The sequence below is a fragment of the Nonlabens ponticola genome, from assembly GCF_003966335.1.
Taxonomy (GTDB): Bacteria; Bacteroidota; Bacteroidia; order Flavobacteriales; family Flavobacteriaceae; genus Nonlabens; species Nonlabens ponticola.
In genome coordinates this window covers 803,040-819,696 of sequence record NZ_CP034549.1, presented here as the reverse complement: position 1 = coordinate 819,696, position 16,657 = coordinate 803,040, and the positions used below count along the sequence as shown (strand labels likewise).

The 16,657-nt window shown below is 41.0% G+C and carries 20 protein-coding genes; 10 read left to right on the top strand and 10 right to left on the bottom strand.

Going from position 1 to position 16,657, the window contains the following annotated elements; genetic code table 11:
• The first annotated feature begins 12 nt into the window (after positions 1 to 12).
• Entirely contained in the window at positions 13 to 372 is a 360-nt protein-coding gene (locus EJ995_RS03730; protein WP_126445745.1) for an arsenate reductase family protein, read from the top strand.
• Positions 365 to 1,282, top strand: a complete 918-nt coding sequence (locus EJ995_RS03725; RefSeq protein ID WP_126445743.1) for a DMT family transporter — start codon at positions 365 to 367, stop codon at positions 1,280 to 1,282. The genes EJ995_RS03730 and EJ995_RS03725 overlap by 8 nt, the downstream gene beginning before the upstream one ends.
• Here EJ995_RS03725 and EJ995_RS03720 read toward each other — a convergent pair.
• From EJ995_RS03720 to hemH, 6 genes are all read right to left on the bottom strand, one after another.
• On the bottom strand, positions 1,279 to 1,713 hold the full coding sequence (locus EJ995_RS03720) for a hypothetical protein (protein WP_126445741.1): 435 nt from the start codon (positions 1,711 to 1,713) through the stop codon (positions 1,279 to 1,281). The genes EJ995_RS03725 and EJ995_RS03720 overlap by 4 nt on opposite strands.
• 82 nt (positions 1,714 to 1,795) lie before the next feature.
• Positions 1,796 to 2,230 carry a hypothetical protein gene (locus EJ995_RS03715; protein WP_126445738.1) on the bottom strand — a complete coding sequence of 145 codons (435 nt, stop codon included), beginning with the start codon at positions 2,228 to 2,230 and terminating at the stop codon, positions 1,796 to 1,798.
• A 42-nt stretch (positions 2,231 to 2,272) separates the two neighbouring features.
• The gene (locus EJ995_RS03710) at positions 2,273 to 2,722 is read right to left on the bottom strand and encodes a hypothetical protein (protein WP_126445736.1); all 450 of its coding nucleotides are present in this window, start codon (positions 2,720 to 2,722) and stop codon (positions 2,273 to 2,275) included.
• Positions 2,719 to 3,216 carry an acyl-CoA thioesterase gene (locus tag EJ995_RS03705; protein WP_126445734.1) on the bottom strand — a complete coding sequence of 166 codons (498 nt, stop codon included), beginning with the start codon at positions 3,214 to 3,216 and terminating at the stop codon, positions 2,719 to 2,721. The genes EJ995_RS03710 and EJ995_RS03705 overlap by 4 nt, the downstream gene beginning before the upstream one ends.
• A gap of 101 nt (positions 3,217 to 3,317) precedes the next feature.
• On the bottom strand, positions 3,318 to 4,604 hold the full coding sequence (locus tag EJ995_RS03700; RefSeq protein WP_394342064.1) for an MATE family efflux transporter: 1,287 nt from the start codon (positions 4,602 to 4,604) through the stop codon (positions 3,318 to 3,320).
• 117 nt (positions 4,605 to 4,721) lie between these two features.
• Entirely contained in the window at positions 4,722 to 5,762 is a 1,041-nt protein-coding gene (gene hemH / locus EJ995_RS03695; protein WP_126445732.1) for a ferrochelatase, read from the bottom strand.
• Between the two features lie 313 nt (positions 5,763 to 6,075).
• Between hemH and EJ995_RS03690 the strand changes: the two genes are divergently transcribed.
• The 3 genes from EJ995_RS03690 to EJ995_RS03680 are packed head-to-tail and all read left to right on the top strand — an operon-like array spanning position 6,076 to position 9,584.
• Positions 6,076 to 6,432 carry a hypothetical protein gene (locus EJ995_RS03690; RefSeq protein WP_126445730.1) on the top strand — a complete coding sequence of 119 codons (357 nt, stop codon included), beginning with the start codon at positions 6,076 to 6,078 and terminating at the stop codon, positions 6,430 to 6,432.
• Positions 6,433 to 6,445: 13 nt separating this feature from the next.
• Positions 6,446 to 8,806: a M28 family peptidase gene (locus EJ995_RS03685; RefSeq protein ID WP_126445728.1), complete on the top strand. Its 2,361-nt coding sequence runs from the start codon at positions 6,446 to 6,448 to the stop codon at positions 8,804 to 8,806.
• Positions 8,796 to 9,584, top strand: coding sequence for a Rossmann-fold NAD(P)-binding domain-containing protein (locus EJ995_RS03680; protein ID WP_126445726.1), 789 nt, complete (start codon positions 8,796 to 8,798; stop codon positions 9,582 to 9,584). The genes EJ995_RS03685 and EJ995_RS03680 overlap by 11 nt, the downstream gene beginning before the upstream one ends.
• A 17-nt stretch (positions 9,585 to 9,601) precedes the next feature.
• Here the strand turns inward: EJ995_RS03680 and EJ995_RS03675 are convergent, their stop codons facing one another.
• From EJ995_RS03675 to purN, 4 genes are read right to left on the bottom strand one after another with little or no spacing between them, the layout of a single operon-like run.
• The gene (locus tag EJ995_RS03675) at positions 9,602 to 10,066 is read right to left on the bottom strand and encodes a CYTH domain-containing protein (protein ID WP_126445724.1); all 465 of its coding nucleotides are present in this window, start codon (positions 10,064 to 10,066) and stop codon (positions 9,602 to 9,604) included.
• Positions 10,067 to 10,840, bottom strand: a complete 774-nt coding sequence (locus EJ995_RS03670; protein ID WP_126445722.1) for an ion transporter — start codon at positions 10,838 to 10,840, stop codon at positions 10,067 to 10,069.
• 24 nt (positions 10,841 to 10,864) lie between these two features.
• Positions 10,865 to 11,497 (bottom strand): ribonuclease H1 domain-containing protein, encoded by a 633-nt coding sequence (locus EJ995_RS03665; protein WP_126445720.1) that lies wholly within the window; start codon positions 11,495 to 11,497, stop codon positions 10,865 to 10,867.
• Positions 11,481 to 12,062, bottom strand: a complete 582-nt coding sequence (gene purN / locus EJ995_RS03660) for a phosphoribosylglycinamide formyltransferase (RefSeq protein ID WP_126445718.1) — start codon at positions 12,060 to 12,062, stop codon at positions 11,481 to 11,483. The genes EJ995_RS03665 and purN overlap by 17 nt, the downstream gene beginning before the upstream one ends.
• A 143-nt stretch (positions 12,063 to 12,205) precedes the next feature.
• Between purN and EJ995_RS03655 the strand changes: the two genes are divergently transcribed.
• The 5 genes from EJ995_RS03655 to pyk all read left to right on the top strand — a co-directional run bounded on the left by EJ995_RS03655 (position 12,206) and on the right by pyk (position 16,537).
• Positions 12,206 to 12,442 carry an acyl carrier protein gene (locus EJ995_RS03655; RefSeq protein WP_015361896.1) on the top strand — a complete coding sequence of 79 codons (237 nt, stop codon included), beginning with the start codon at positions 12,206 to 12,208 and terminating at the stop codon, positions 12,440 to 12,442.
• A gap of 13 nt (positions 12,443 to 12,455) precedes the next feature.
• Positions 12,456 to 13,703: a beta-ketoacyl-ACP synthase II gene (gene fabF, locus EJ995_RS03650; RefSeq protein ID WP_126445716.1), complete on the top strand. Its 1,248-nt coding sequence runs from the start codon at positions 12,456 to 12,458 to the stop codon at positions 13,701 to 13,703.
• A 14-nt stretch (positions 13,704 to 13,717) separates the two neighbouring features.
• Positions 13,718 to 14,455, top strand: coding sequence for a ribonuclease III (gene rnc, locus EJ995_RS03645; RefSeq protein WP_126445715.1), 738 nt, complete (start codon positions 13,718 to 13,720; stop codon positions 14,453 to 14,455).
• 165 nt (positions 14,456 to 14,620) lie between these two features.
• Positions 14,621 to 15,109, top strand: coding sequence for an IPExxxVDY family protein (locus tag EJ995_RS03640; protein ID WP_126445713.1), 489 nt, complete (start codon positions 14,621 to 14,623; stop codon positions 15,107 to 15,109).
• On the top strand, positions 15,110 to 16,537 hold the full coding sequence (gene pyk / locus EJ995_RS03635; RefSeq protein ID WP_126445711.1) for a pyruvate kinase: 1,428 nt from the start codon (positions 15,110 to 15,112) through the stop codon (positions 16,535 to 16,537).
• Positions 16,538 to 16,657: the final 120 nt, after the last annotated feature.

Genomic DNA, 16,657 nt, shown 5'->3' with positions numbered 1-16,657 from the left:
TAGTTTTGCTTCATGGAGAATAGCTTTATATACTTAGACAGTTGTAATACGTGCCAGCGCATAAAGGACGAACTCAATTTACCAAATAGCATACAGTTGCAAAACACTAAAGAGCAGCCTGTAAATGTAAAGCAACTAGAATACCTCAAAAAGCAATCAGGTAGCTATGAATCCCTATTTAATAGACGAGCACAATTGTATCGCAAACGTGGTTTGCATGAGCAGGATTTGAGTGAGGTTGATTATAAAGAACTACTATTAGATCATTATACATTTATCAAGAGACCTATACTTATCTATGACGACAAGGCTTACATAGGTAACTCAAAGAAAACAGTCGCCGCCGCAATTGAAGCCCTAGACAATGACTAAGAGACAGGTCGCGCTTATGTGCGCGACTCTTGTGGCATTGTTTTATGCATACAACTTTTCTGCTGCTAAAGAAGTCACACCAGATCATATAGGTCCGTTCGGCTTGACGTGGTATCGAGTATTAGGGACTTGTACAATATTTTGGGTGATATCACTTTTCGTGAAAACGAAACAAACAGTACCACTTAAAGATCTACCGCTTATTGCTCTTGCTGCGTTTTGTGGTGTAGGATTTAATATGATCACATTTATGTGGGGTCTTAGTTTGACCACACCTATCAGCGCATCAGTGCTGATGGTCACAACACCAATTATTGTTGCCGTATTAAGTGCCGTATTTCTCAAGGAGAAACTCACCGGCTATAAGATCGCTGGTATCATGCTTGGTTTTACCGGAGCCACCTTACTCATTATCTTATCAAGTGCACCCAATCAAATAGCAGCAGATCCAATGACAGGAAATTTTCTTGTGTTTATCAATAGCGTGAGTTATGCTTTTTACATTTTGCTGGCCAAAAGACTCACAGCAAAATATGATGTATTTACATTGATGAAGTGGTTGTATCTATTTGGATTGTTGTTCATTACGCCGTTTGGTATAGAGCAAGGACTCGCCTTTGAGTGGAGTACAGCAAGCACAACTATTGTATTGAATATTGCTTATGTAGTGTTGTTTGCAACCTTTGGTACATATATGCTCAACATCATTGCTATAAAAACCTTGAAGCCTAGCGTGGTTGCCGTCTTTGTTTACTTGCAGCCGTTGCTTGCCGCATTGATTGCTGTTGGTTTAGGGACTGATACATTGTCATGGACTAAGGCTGGAATAGGCGTGATGATCTTTTTAGGAGTTTATTTGACTGGTCGTAAATCACAAAGAACTGTAAAAGAGGAAACAGTTATAAATTAGGCGCTTTCCTGATCACTCATTATTTCCTGCGTCCATTGCATAGCCTCGTCTAGGGTAGTCGCATTCTTGAAATTGATTGGGACAAATTTTGACTCTAGAATCGCATTCATGATACCGTATTTAGTGGTATCAACGACACAATAACCCTTTAAATACTGTGTAGCTTCTTTCTTGAGGCGTATCCATGCTACTGGCTGTATAGAATACTTTTGAGTGCGGTTTGCAATCCAGATGCGTTTCTTGATCACATCATAAGTGCCATAATAATCAAGACATAACTGTAATGCCTCGCTGGCGTGCTGCGCTGTACCGATGACTTCAAAATAGAGCTCTGAGACAACGCAATCTTTTAATAAATAGAGCTTACCGATGGGTAGGTATATAGTGTGCAAGATTAAAGACTTATAGGGCGTATCTAGAATAGAAATCATAGGGTTGATCAGGAGTTGAATTTACAAACGTCTATATAGATTAGCTAGTATTTAACTTTTTAGAAAAGAAATTATTCTGTTATCAATCATGATAGGATTTATAAATATCAATGGCCCATATCATAGCATCAGACATATTTGCAAATAACTTAAACTTACTGGGAACGAATTTTTCCAGCAGCATGGCATTTTGTGCAGCTCGTGGACGGTTATCGACAGTAGCAAATCCCTTCATGAATCGATTCATGAATTTGAATTGTAACCAATCAACGGGCCTGAGAGAGTAATCGTTTACACGATTTGATATATAAACAAAATGTTTGGGACGATCAGTGCCGTTGTAAAAGCTTATCGCTTCACTGAAAATATCGAGTGCCTCTTCACCACCAAAGAGCACGCCTTCATGAATTTCAGACACTAGATGCGATTCAAAAAAATAAAAATCACCACACTCAAGTGTAATTTCTCGAATCACGTTTTCATAATAAATGGAATCCTTAATGGATGGTACTATCATGGGTTGCTCACTTTTTCAAGTGGCAAATATAATTAACATATGTTAATTATTTGTGTCATTATTGATAAATTTACCCGCTTCGTTTACTATCGCCACCCATTGAATAGCGTCTACCAACTCAGTAAAAGATTTAAATTCTACAGGCACAAAGGTTGATTCTAGAATTGCGTTTGTAAAACCGCCTGAAGTATTTGTCACCACGGCATAGCCGTATAGCCTTTCAGTCAAAAAAGTAAATTTAAGCCAGCCCAATGGCTTTACAGAATAAGCATTTATCCTATTAGCTATGTACACCTTCTTGCTCAGATCACCCAACTTTTCATAAAATTCTAAAGAAGCATCTAATACCAGCTGTGCTTGCTTACTGCTAAAAACGACGTCCTCATTAACTTCTGAAACTATGAAGTTTCTAAATAGGTAAAATTTACCAAATGGAAAGGTTAGCACCTCTAGGATATCGTCTTTAAAAACACTTTCTGAAACGCTGATCATCGGGTAATCAAATTATCCATATTTACGGCAACCGGTTTTTGACCGTGTGATCTCGTGGCCTTAAAACTTAGTTCGGTAAAATCCTGTGACCTTACCATATCGTTAATCTTCTTCTTTAAATCTGGATGTAACGCCATGATCTTACGTTCTACAAGATTCATCCATGCACCAGTCATGATACCACGAGCGAGATTCTCGCCGCGGTGATCATAAAAATTATGCTTGAAACTAAAGAGGGAACCATCATCACTTAGCCCTGTTAATTCACAAGTTACCGTTATAGGCTTTCCTTGATGTATCTCTTTGAAGTAATAAACGTTTTCATTGAAGATTACCGGTCCAGTTTGATACTGTTGCATCTCACGTTGACCAAATCCATTATCAATCAAGTAAGCCATTCTTGTGTGACTCATGAAATTCTGGTAGGCGCTGTTTGCCATATGCCTGTTGGCATCCAGATCACTCCATCTTACATCAAATTGTTTGTAATACATATCTTATACTCTCAAATATACGATGGGCTTCTTATTATGGTTGGATGGTGGTGGTGATTTTGCTTTCGCGAAAGCGTAATACCATCAAACGTGTTAACAAATTATGAGACTACTGGATCTTTCAAACGGTTTAATGCACGATATAAAAAGTACCCGGTAATTAACGTACTCAAGAAATCTGCTATAGGAAAACTAATCCACACACCTGTCTCTCCATATAATTGGCTCAAGATTAATAATAGTGGTATCAAGATAATACCTGTGCGCAGGATGGTGAGAATCAACGCTGGTAAGGCCTTGCCTATGGCTTGATAATAAGCCGCACCTATAAGTTGCACAGCGATAATGGGCACCGCTAGAAATACTATGTTGAGCGCTGCCGTCGCCTGATCAACTACCGCTGTATTATCAGTAAAAATCGCTGCGATATTACGGCTAAAAGCTAACAAGCCTACCAAAATCAACACGCCTAGACCGCAAGCATACTTGATGGATGTGTAGATTACCTCGCGCACGCGATCATGCTGTCCTGATCCATAATTGTAACCAGCAATAGGTAAAAATCCTTGCGTGACGCCTAGAACTGGGAACAAGGCAAACATCATCATGCGACCTATGATACCAAAAACGGATACGCTATCCTCACCACCTAGATCCAGCAAGATATTATTGAGAATCAAATAGAGCACACTTGTTGTAGCCTGTCTACCCAAAGTGACAAATCCCAAACCACCCATTTCCTTGAGAATGTTCCAGTCAGGTAGTAACTGCCTGATGGATGGCATCAGCTCACTGCGACCTGATAGAAAAAACCATGCGATATATAGAAAACAACAGCAATAGCTGGCTGTGGTTGCCCACGCGGCACCAGTCATTCCCATTTCTAATTGATTGATCAGGATATAATCAAGCAACAAATTACCTATACTAGGAATAAGCATGGCGATCATGGCGTGTTTAGGCGCGCCTTCTGCTCGTATGACGTTGTTTCCCATCATACATAGCGCTAGTATGGGAGCACCATATAAAACTATACGGTAATAAATTGATGCTGGCTCATAGATCGCGCCTTTACCACCAAAAAGCGGAACAAGATCCTGCAAAAAAGTAAGACCCACGATTACACACAGCACAGTGATGATTAAGGTGAGACTTATTTGGTTTCCAAAGGTTCTTTTAGCTCGAGCGGTATCGTTAGCGCCTAACGCTCTAGAGATGATACTAGCACCACCGATACCTATGGCCATACCTAAGGCAGCAATAAAAAACGAAATAGGCAATACCACGTTTATAGCCGCAATAGCAATAGAGCCTATCCAATTACCAACAAATATGGTATCCACCAGTATATTGAGCGACATCACAAGAATACCTATGGATGCCGGCAAGGCTTGCTGAACCAGCAGTCGCGGTATGCTCCTAGTTCCTAATAAGGTGCTTTTACTATTGTTGGTGATAGGCTTTGCGATATGCTTGTGATTAGGAATTCAAATCAATTGAGATGGTCATGCTTCTACCGCAACTGGCGTCGCGAGTGCCCATTCATCGATCCAGCGACTCAAGACTTTGACCCAATCCTCACGCGTATTCAAACATGGTATAACGTGAAATTCCTTGCCGCCTACTTCATGGAAGATTTCTTCACCTTCCATTGCGATTTCTTCCAGCGTTTCCAGACAATCACTGACAAAGGCTGGTGTGGCGATTGCTAATTTTTTAGTGCCACCCAATCCCATACGCTCGATAGTACGATCTGTATATGGCGTCAACCATGGGTCAAACCCTAGTCTTGATTGGAACGTGGTAGAATAGGTACCATCTTCCATTTCTAGATATTCGCCCACAAGTCTGGTGACTTCTTTACATTGATGACTATAGCAAAATTGATGCGCTGGCGATGGTGTCTCACAGCATATGCCGTTCATCTTACAATGGCCGTTTGTGATGTCGCTTTTGCGTATGTGTCTTTTGGGTACACCGTGATAAGAAAACAACAGGTGTTCATAATCCTTGCCTTCCAGCGATTCTTTAATCGACTCTGATAGCACACGTATATAATCTGGGTGATTATAAAAAGGTGGCATTTGGGTAAATGACATATGCGGGAACATAGACTTGCGCAACTCCTCTGCGAGTACTACAATTGTTTCAGTCGTAGCCATGGCAAATTGAGGATATAGCGGTATCAACAATACCTCATCAACACCTTGTTCGTCTAATTCCTTCAATCCATTCTCAATAGACATGCTGCCGTATCTCATCGCTAGCGCTATGGGCACGCTGGTAAACTGATCTATTTTCTCCTGTAATCTTTCAGAAAGTACGATTAGCGGGCTTCCTTCTTCCCACCAGATTTTTGAATAGGCCTCTGCACTTTTTTTAGGTCTTGTGTTGAGAACAATGCCTTTAACCAAAATTGCTCGTAAAACATAAGGCAAATCAATCACGCGTTCATCCATTAAAAACTCATCCAGATAGCGTTTAACATCCTTAGGATTAGGCGTGTCTGGCGATCCTAAATTAACGAGAAGTACTCCTTTTTTCATTGAGTGGCGTTTATGTAAAAATAATGGTTTTGTAGTCGGTAGTGTTGCTGGTTCATTACCTGTTTTTTTGCGGTTGTTGGTTGTGGTGATAGTCGCAGTTTTCAATCGCAGTGTTCAGTCTCAGTTTAGATTTAGATTTAAGTATAATGGATACCTGATTTCTATTACTTTGTCCTTGGAATTGTATGGATTTGTAAATTCTGTCTAAAACTTATTGCCTCTACTTACATCATATTAATATTTAGTACTGAATACTTAATACTCATTATCCATTTGTAAATAGTTAACTACCTTTATCCCAAAGCCTACTCTCATGGCAGACAAGCGCCTGTGTCCAGAATGTGGTGACGAAGTAAGAGGTCGAGCAGACAAGCGATTTTGCGGTGATTACTGCCGCAATGTCGCAAACAACAAACTCAATCGCGATAGCAGCGCACTGATGCGTAATATCAATAATAGGTTGCGTAAAAACTGGCGTGCATTGCAAAGTATTAATCCATCGGGAAAAACGACGACCACGCGCAACAAGCTACTTAGTAAAGGATTTGACTTTAATTTCTTTACCAGTATTTATACAACCAAAAAAGGCGCTGTCTATTACTTCATTTATGATCAAGGCTATCTCGCTATGGACGATGATAAATTCCTTATCGTAAAGAGAGATACCTAAACCAACCCATTTTATGAGACCTAAATCACATTTTACCTCAGCTTTATCATTTCTTGTTCTTATTGCGATGGTCTGGTATGCTTTCTCAAGCCAGACGCCTAGCGGTGAACTGGAAAAAGAAAAGGATCTGAAAGAATGGTCAACTAAAAGAGCGTTGGTACATGTAAAAAAGCTATCACAAGAACCTCATTATCTAGGCAGTAAAGCACATGAGAAAAACCGCACCTACATCATCAGGCAGTTAGAAAAGCTAGGTTTAAAAACCGAAACCCAATCTGGATTTACCCTTGATAAATACGGCAATCTATCTAGGCCAGTAAATATCCTGGCACGTATAGAAGGAACCGCAAACAACAATGAAGCTCTCGTACTCATGTGTCATTATGATAGCGATCCACACTCGAGTCTGGGCGCAAGTGATGCCGCATCAGGCATCGCCACGATCATCGAGGGAATTAGAGCATATCTCACCGACAACAAGCCAGAAAATGACATCATCATCCTGATTACCGATGGTGAAGAGCTAGGACTTAATGGAGCCGATCTTTTTGTTACCAAGCATCGCTGGGCGAAGGATGCAAAAATGATCTTGAATTTTGAGGCGCGCGGTAGCGGCGGCCCTAGCTATATGCTCGTGGAAACGAATGGTGGAAATCGGGAGATCATCAATGCCTTTAAAGAAGCAGGAACTAATTATCCAGTGGCTAATTCACTTGCGTACAGCATCTACAAAAAATTACCTAACGACACAGACCTTACCGTGATGCGTGAGAAAGGTGATATCAACGGACTCAATTTTGCTTTTATAGGTGACCATTTTGACTACCACTCACAGCTTGATAGTTATGAGCGTCTGGATCGCAATACGCTAGCGCATCAAGGCAGTTATTTGATGGCGCTGCTTAGCTATTTTGCAAAATCAGATTTAAGCGATGGTCTCAAAACTACCGCAGGAACAGATGATATTTATTTCCCTTTACCTATAATTGACATGGTGAGCTTTCCGTTTTCATGGATGCCCATTTTGATTATTGTTTCTGGCATACTTCTGATCTTTCTCATTTTTTATGGTGTTAGAAAAAACCGTTTACGCTTCAAGGATTTATTGGTAGGATTTGTACCATTTTTAGGTAGTCTGATCTTGGGCTATTTAATAGTCAACTACGGCTGGCAGGCCATCTCCACAGCAGATTTCTACATCGATCAAGCGGCTATTTTTCCCTATAATGGATATGCCTGGATCGCGTCGGCGGCATTGATTGGTACTGCCATCACATTCTTTATATACCATGCGTTTTATCATAAGGATCGAGTGGCGAGCCACAGTGTAGCACCACTCGTTTTTCTATGGATCATCTGTTTTATTGTAGCGTTTCCCGTTAGTGAGAGCGGTTTGATTCCAGCGGCTTACTTGCCTGGTGCAGGCTTTTTCATCGTGCCGCTGTTTGCTGGATTGATCATGCTATGGCTCAACATCTATAAAAAGAGGCCCAATTATTTGTTGCTTTTGATTTTTACTACTCCAGTGATATTTGTTTTCACTCCATTCATCAAGGGATTTCCCGTGGCGCTGGGCATGAAGATTCTCTTTGTGGCAGCCGTGCTCAGCGTACTCATTTTTGGATTGCTGGTGCCTGTTTTGGGCCACTATCGCAAGAAGCACATATTAGGTTTGATCTCCTTGTTTGTAGGATTTGCTTTTGCTGGTTATGCTTTCGCGAAAGCGGAATTCTCACCAACACAGCCACAAAAAACAAGCTTGATCTACCTAGCAAATGCAGATGATAACACAGCACAATGGGCAACCTATGACCACAATTTGAGCGACTGGACGCTGGAAAAAATTGATCCTGAAAAAAATGATGGCAAAGATGACGGCAACACCATCGATTCAAAATATGCCAGTAGATATAGCCATACAACGCCAGCAGAGTACAGATCGTTAAAAACGATCAATTCCAAAATCACCGTAGATACCATCATAGGCGATCAACGACAAATCAAACTTGTGGTGAATAGTAAGGATCGCGTTGATCGATGGGAAGTTTTTGCAGACAAGCGATTCCAATTTAATGCAGCCAAAATTAATGGTGTCAACGCACCCGTAAACGATGCCGGTAAGCCATTTGCTCGCAGACGCGGTAACCGATTGATTTCCTACTACGTATCTAACGGTTCACCATTAGTGATGGAACTTACTTTTGAAAAGGATGAAGATCCAGTATTTGAAGTCTATGCAGCAAGTTTTGACCTGCTGCAATCGCAAGAATTAGCCGTCGATCCAAGACCTGAAGGCGAGATTCCAGCACCTTTTGTTCTTAATGACGCCATTGTGGTCAAGAAACGAATTGAAACGGCACGCGATGAGCAATAAAACTATAGGCATTTTAGGGTGCGGCTGGTTGGGAACGCCACTAGCAACTGCATTAATTGAAAAAGGACATCGTGTAAAAGGCAGCACAACCAGACTAGAAAAGCTGCAAGAACTGCGTGATCTAGGTATTGATCCTTATATGGTAGAATTGAAAGAGACCACGATTGATGGTGGTATCGATGAATTCCTGCAGGATCTGGATGCGTTGATCGTAAATATTCCGCCAGGCTTGCGATCAAATCCTGAAAGCGACTATGCTGGAAGATTGCAATTACTGGTTAGAAACATCAATCTATTTGAACAGATCAAGAGATTGATTTTTATCTCAACTACCTCGGTTTTTGAAGATATGGTTCATTTGCCCTTGTATAATGAGAATTCAACACCTAATGCCAGCAGCCCAAAGGATCGCAAGATCATCGCTGGTGAGCAGGTTATATTGATGGCTTTTGCAAATACTACCATCATCCGCGCCGGTGGATTGATAGGAGATGAACGCCATCCTATAAAGTATCTCGCTGGTAAAAAAGACTTAGAAAATCCACAAGCACCCGTAAATCTGACTGAGCAATCCATCTTGATAGAAAAAGTACTGCTATTGCTTGAACTCAATAAAAAGCTAGATTACTATCACGTCATTACCGTAGATCATTTGCCGCGTGAAGAATATTATACGACAGTAGCGATAGAACGAGGATTGGACTTACCACATTTTGCGGACGAGATAGGCGTTGGTAAAAAGGTGGTTTCGCTCTACAGCGATAATTATTGCAGATAGAGATCTACAGTAGATCCTTACCAAGACTTATAAGGCATGTTTACCAAATAAGAATTGTAATACCTCACATCACCAGTCACCTCATCACCTAGCCATTCTGGTTTTTCAATGGTTTCATGCTCATCTTCCAGCTCGATCTCTGCGATAATGAGTCCGTCATTTGATTCATGAAAAACATCAATTTCATAAACATGTTTTCCGACAGGAATCTCATATCTGGTTTTATCGATCACACCAGGCAGGCAGATGGTGAGTAGTTCTTGAGCCTCTACATTATCAATTTCTTTTTCCCATTCATAACGGCTGGTGCCTGATGCGTTTGAAATCCCTTTAATGGTCAAGTATGCTTGCTCGCCTTTGACACGCACGCGCACGTTGCGTGCTGGGTCGCTACTCAAATAGCCTTGAACAATACGCTCACCCTTTTGGCCTTTTAAAAAGTCAGTATTCTTGACTAGGAATTTACGCTCTATTTCAATCATTTATTTGTCTTCTATAATATGACCGCATTCAGGACAGGTGCATTGAACATTCTCTTTATCACTTTTTATTTTTTCTACGAAAGCTGAGCTTATAATGCCAGTAGGCAAAGCCAGAAAACCAATACCAATGAGTGCGGTTACTCCTGCCAAAATTTTCCCTATAGGAGTAACGGGATATACGTCGCCATAGCCAACTGTTGTTAACGTCGCGATTGCCCACCAGAACGCATGACCAATACTCGCAAAATTTTCAGGCTGCACTTCATTCTCAAAATAATACATGAGCGTTGAAGAAAGTAATAACATAACAAACGCTACAAAGAAGGTAATTGACAATTCAGATCGTGTTTCTTTGAGGACTTCCAATATAGTCCGTAAAGCTTTTGAATGTCTACCAATTTTAAAAATACGAAGTAGTCTTATGAGGCGCAGTATCCTTAGAATTCTTAAATCTAGAATCAAAACAAATGGAAGATAAAAAGGAAGTATCGCTAGTAAATCAATAATTCCATATCCAGATTTCAAAAAGCGAATACGCGCCTGTAAATTATTTACTGATGGATAATCTATAGGTGCCACATAGATGCGGACCACATACTCTATTGTAAAAACAACGACGGAAAAAACTTCAAACCCAAAAAATAAATCACCGTACTCACCTCGCAAGGATGCATATGATTCCAAAATAATGCTTATTACATTACTGACAATCAACCAATAAATAAATTGTGAAAATATTCTGGTATTGAGAAAATGGTGTAATCTGCGTTTCATTTCTGAATGTTTCAGTGACATTTCTTATTTCCTACCAAAATCTGCTGGAATCTCGCCCCAAGCTTTGGTTTCCCATTTGAGGATTGGATTTTCATAGCTATTGGTTTGCAACCATGCCAGCGCTCGTTCCACCAACTCAAAGGAATCTTGGTTGCGCGCATTGGGTTTTAAAGTAGTCTTTACCTTTTTATTGCGCACCCAACTCATAGCAGTACGGCTATCACTATATATAGGACGCTTGTCGCCTTTTCGTTTTGCCAGTGCGAGAATATGTACCAGCGCCAGGAACTCACCTATATTATTAGTACTGTGCTGATAAGGTCCCATTTTAAAGATTTCCTTTTTATTGTGCGTGAGCACGCCACGATATTCCATTGTTCCTGGATTACCGCTGCAAGCCGCATCTACACTTATGGAATTCATGATGGGCGCGCCTACTTTCTTGAGCAGCTCTTTATTGATCGCAGCCTTTTTTTGCTTACCCACGTGTTCCCAATAATTACCATTCAGTGCCTCAGTAGCGGCTTCCTTAGTTGGAAAGCCTTTGTATTTTGCCCCAAGATAATTTTTGATTTGAATCTGGCAATCTTTCCAGCTGCTGTAAACGCCTGGCGTGTGGCCATCCCAAACGGTGTAGAATTTATTTTTGGTCGCCATGATCGCTCAATAAGTTCTCAATGACTTGAGGATAATATTTGTGCTCTAGCGCCAACACTTTGCTCGCTACTTCTTGCGCGTTGTCATCTGGTTGTAGATCACAAGTCGCCTGCTTGATAATCGCGCCCTCATCATAATGCTCGTTTACATAATGGATCGTGATACCGCTTTGCGCCTCTCCATTTTGTACCACAGCTTCATGCACATGCTTGCCATACATGCCTTTACCGCCATATTTAGGCAGCAATGCAGGATGGATATTGACTATTTTATTCGGGAAATCTTCTATCAAAAATTGTGGGACTTTCCATAAAAATCCAGCCAGGACTATTAGATCAGGCTGGTGATGTTGCAGTAAGGTGTGTATGGAGTTAGCTTTCGCGAAAGCATACTTATTAAAACTTAACGCCTCAATACCAGCAGCTCTAGCACGATCCAGCACGCCTGCACGTGGATTGTTTGAGAGTATCAAGCTTACCTGCACCTGTTTATGATCCTTGAAATGATCCATGATTGCCTGTGCATTGCTGCCACCACCACTAGCAAATACTACTATTTTTTTCATATCGTGTATAAATGTAACACACAGCTACTTGACTAGAAAAACGGACTGTATAACGGCAGTCTCATAACTCAAAGAGTAGAAAAGTGGTTATGTCGCAAAGTTTGTTATTTTTGCCATTCATTTAAAATTAAAATTAGATTATTATGTCTGACATTGCATCAAGAGTTAAAGCGATTATCGTGGATAAACTAGGAGTGGACGAGAACGAGGTAGTTACTGAGGCTAGCTTCACAAACGACCTAGGTGCTGACTCACTAGATACCGTTGAGCTTATCATGGAATTTGAGAAGGAATTTGATATCCAGATCCCAGATGATCAAGCAGAAAACATCGCTACTGTAGGTCAAGCTGTTTCATATATAGAAGAAGCCAAAGCTTAATACCACAGATTACATGGAATTGAAGCGAGTTGTCATCACAGGAATGGGCGCCCTAACACCTATAGGTAATAACCTAAAGGAATATTGGGACGCACTCAAAAGTGGAAAAAGCGGTTGTGCTCCTATCACCTATTTTGATACAGAACATTTCAAGACAAAATTCGCTTGTGAAATCAAGGACTTCAATGTCAATGATTTTATAGACCGTAAGGAGGCGCGTCGCATGGACAGGTTTGCACAGTACGCTGTGGTTGCCGGTGATGAGGCGATTGCCGACTCTGGATTAGATACCGACTCTATTGACAAGAATAGAGTCGGTGTAATCTGGGGTGCTGGGATAGGCGGTATAGAAACGTTTCAGGATGAGGTTAAGGCTTTTGCCAATGGCAACGGCACACCTAGATTTAATCCTTTCTTTATCCCAAAAATGATTGCTGACATTGCACCAGCCCACATTTCTATCAAGTATGGATTTATGGGTCCTAATTATACAACAGTTTCTGCCTGTGCGTCAAGCGCCAATGCGATGCTGGATGCTGTAAACTACATAAGATTAGGCCACTGCGATGTTATTATTACCGGCGGTAGCGAGGCTGCTGTCACACAAGCGGGTATGGGCGGTTTTAACGCCATGCATGCGCTATCAACTCGCAATGAAAGTCCAGAAACTGCCAGTCGCCCATTTGACGCGACTCGTGATGGATTTGTATTGGGTGAAGGCGCAGGCGCTCTCGTATTAGAAGATTATGAATATGCAAAAGCTCGTGGAGCCAAAATCTATGCAGAGGTCATAGGTGGTGGATTCTCTAGCGATGCCTACCACATTACTGCTCCAGATCCTGAAGGAAAAGGAGTTATTGCCGTGATGAAGAATACTCTTGAGAACGCTGGTATCAATCCAGAAGATGTGGACCACATCAATACTCACGGTACATCAACACCACTAGGTGACGTTGCAGAACTTAAGGCGATCAAGGCCGTCTTTGGCGATCATGCGCCCAACATAAGTATCAATTCTACAAAATCCATGACAGGCCACTTACTAGGTGCCGCTGGAGCCATTGAATCCATTGCAAGTGTGATGGCCATCAATGAAAATTTGATACCACCTACCATTAACCATACTACCGTAGATGAGAACATTGACTCTTCTCTCAAATTAGTGCTCAATGAGGCTGAAGAACGTGAAGTCAATATTGCCTTGAGCAACACTTTCGGTTTTGGCGGACATAACTGCTGTATCGCTTTCAAGAAAATCTGATAGCTCCTGATTCTATGAATAGATTCAGGTCTTTCTTTACATCCAGCAAGTCACAAGCTACAACGACTGAATCTCTAGACCAAGCCATTAAAAGACTTACAGGGTATAAACCCAAAGATCTTACTATATATCAAACGGCTTTTACCCATAAATCCATGGGTCTTAAAAATGAAAAAGGCCATGTGGTGAGCTATGAGCGTCTGGAATTTTTAGGCGATGCCATCTTAAGTGCCGTCATTGCAGAATATATTTATAACGAAGTACCACAAGGCGATGAAGGCTATCTGACTAAAATGCGTTCAAAAATTGTGAGCCGTGAGCATTTGAATGAGTTGGGACAAGATTTTGGATTACTCAGTTTTGCGATGACGCAAGTGCCGCAAAAGCATTTTGGGAACAACATTCACGGTAATTTATTTGAAGCGCTAGTAGGCGCTCTGTACCTAGATAAAGGTTATAAATTGACTAAGCGGTTTATATGTAAACGTGTTGTGGATACCTACGTGGACATTGAGAAACTGGAAGGCAAGGTTATTTCTTATAAGAGTATTTTTATTGAATGGTGCCAGAAAAACAAGAAGATCTTTGACTTCAATACCTATGAAGATACTGGCGTGAATGAGGTACGACATTTTGCAGTGCGACTCAAGATTGATGATCGTATTGTAGCCAGAGCAAGAGCTACCTCAAAGAAAAAAGCCGAAGAAAAAGCTAGCAAGCGCGCCTATTTTGCTTTGCAGGATAAGATGTAAAGATCATCTATCCAATGACTGGATGTTTGTTGTTGTTTTTGCTTTCGCGAAAGCGGAATTCTCAAGATCCCATAGCTACTTTAACGATTTCGTAAAATACGACCCTATAACTGAAAGATACAGAACCTAAAATTGTAGATTGTCATCTACATTTGTGAGCTAGCGATGACTACATATAAACTAGCAGATTGGACAATTGAAGAAGATGAATTTATACTTATAGGTATTCATTCTACCATTGAATCCTATCGCATGGCCTACATGATCAATCGCTATTTGACCATGAACTTTTCAAGAGAAGAACGTGATCAAGACGTAAACTTCAAGGATTACATCGCGAGTTTTCCTGTGTACAAGTTTCAGGATCAAGAACATCATGTAGATCATTATCTTGTTCCTAATATGACGCGAGCTTCTGTAAAGGCTATTGTTAGTACTGGTAGTTTGTTCGACAATGAACAAACGACTGAGGTCAAGACAACGCTTATAAGAGAATACCGTAATGTGGATTATCTCTTAAAAATCGAGAAAGATCCAGAAGAGTACCCAGTAAAGAATATATTGAACCGACTTATAGAAATACCCCAAGTAATTTCAGTTTATCAACTAGACACCATGTCTATTAAGAATGCTGACCACCTAATATTTGAATAAATGAATACAAAAAAGACTAAAATCGTTGCCACACTAGGACCTGCTACTTCTAAAAAAGAAGTTTTGCTGGACATGATAAAGGCTGGTGTCAACGTTTTCCGTATCAACTTCTCTCATGCAGATCACAACGCCGTGCGTGAGCGCGTTCAAATGATACGTGATTTGAATAAAGAACATGGATTTGCTACAGGTATTTTAGGTGATCTACAAGGCCCAAAGTTGCGTGTAGGCGTCATGAAGGATGAAGTAGTTGTGCAACCAGGCGACGAAATCACATTCTCAACTGGTGAGCCCTTTAAAGGTACCGCTTCTCGCGTTTATATGAATTATGATCAATTCCCGCAGGATGTTCAGGCTGGCGAGCGCATCTTGTTAGACGACGGTAAATTGATCTTTGAAGTGGTAAAGTCCGATGGTGAGTCAAACGTACTGACCAAAGTCATTCAAGGTGGACCACTGCGTTCCAAAAAAGGTGTGAACCTGCCGCAAACCAATGTCTCATTACCAGCATTGACTGAAAAAGACATCGTGGATGCAAAGTTTGCCTGTGAATTACAGGTAGACTGGATGGCATTATCCTTTGTACGTCACAGCCGTGATTTGATCGAACTGCAAGACCTAATCAAGGAACATTCTGAAAATAAGATTCCGATCGTTGCAAAAATCGAGAAGCCAGAAGCGGTACAAAACATCGATAAGATTGTTGCCTATTGTGATGGTTTGATGGTGGCACGTGGTGATCTAGGTGTGGAAATTCCTGCACATGAAGTACCATTGATTCAAAAGCAGTTAGTACTCAAAGCAAAGAAAGCTCGTATTCCTGTAATCATCGCAACACAAATGATGGAGACCATGATTACGAGTCTCACGCCTACTCGTGCTGAAGTGAATGATGTGGCCAACAGCGTCATGGATGGCGCTGATGCGGTGATGCTTTCTGGTGAGACATCCGTTGGACAATATCCTGTGCAGGTGATTGAGAAGATGGCAAGTATCTGTCGCAGTGTTGAGGATAGCGAGCTGATAAGTGTCCCTCACGATGCACCGCACATCAAGACAAAACGCTACATCACAAAATCCATTTGCTATCACGCCGCCAAAATGGCTGATGAAATAAGCGCAAAAGCTATCACAACCATGACGAACTCTGGTTATACGGCTTTCCAGATAAGTGCGTGGAGACCAGCGGCGCATATCTTGACCTTTACTAGCAACCAACGGATATTGACGCAGTTGAGTCTTTTATGGGGTGTTCAAGCATTCAATTATGATCGTTTTGTAAGTACAGACGAGACTATTGATGATGTGAACAAGTTTGCAAAAGATCACGGTTACGTTGAGAAAGGCGAATTCCTTATCAACCTCGCAGCCATGCCAGTGACCGATAAAGGAATGGTGAATACATTGCGTGTGAGTGAGATTGAGTAATTGATTAGTTGATTAGTTGATTAGATGATTAGAAGATTAGAAGATTAGAAGATTAGAAGATTAGAAGATTAGAAGATTAGAAGATTAGAAGATTAGAAGTTGTAAAAATGATTCTGAAAC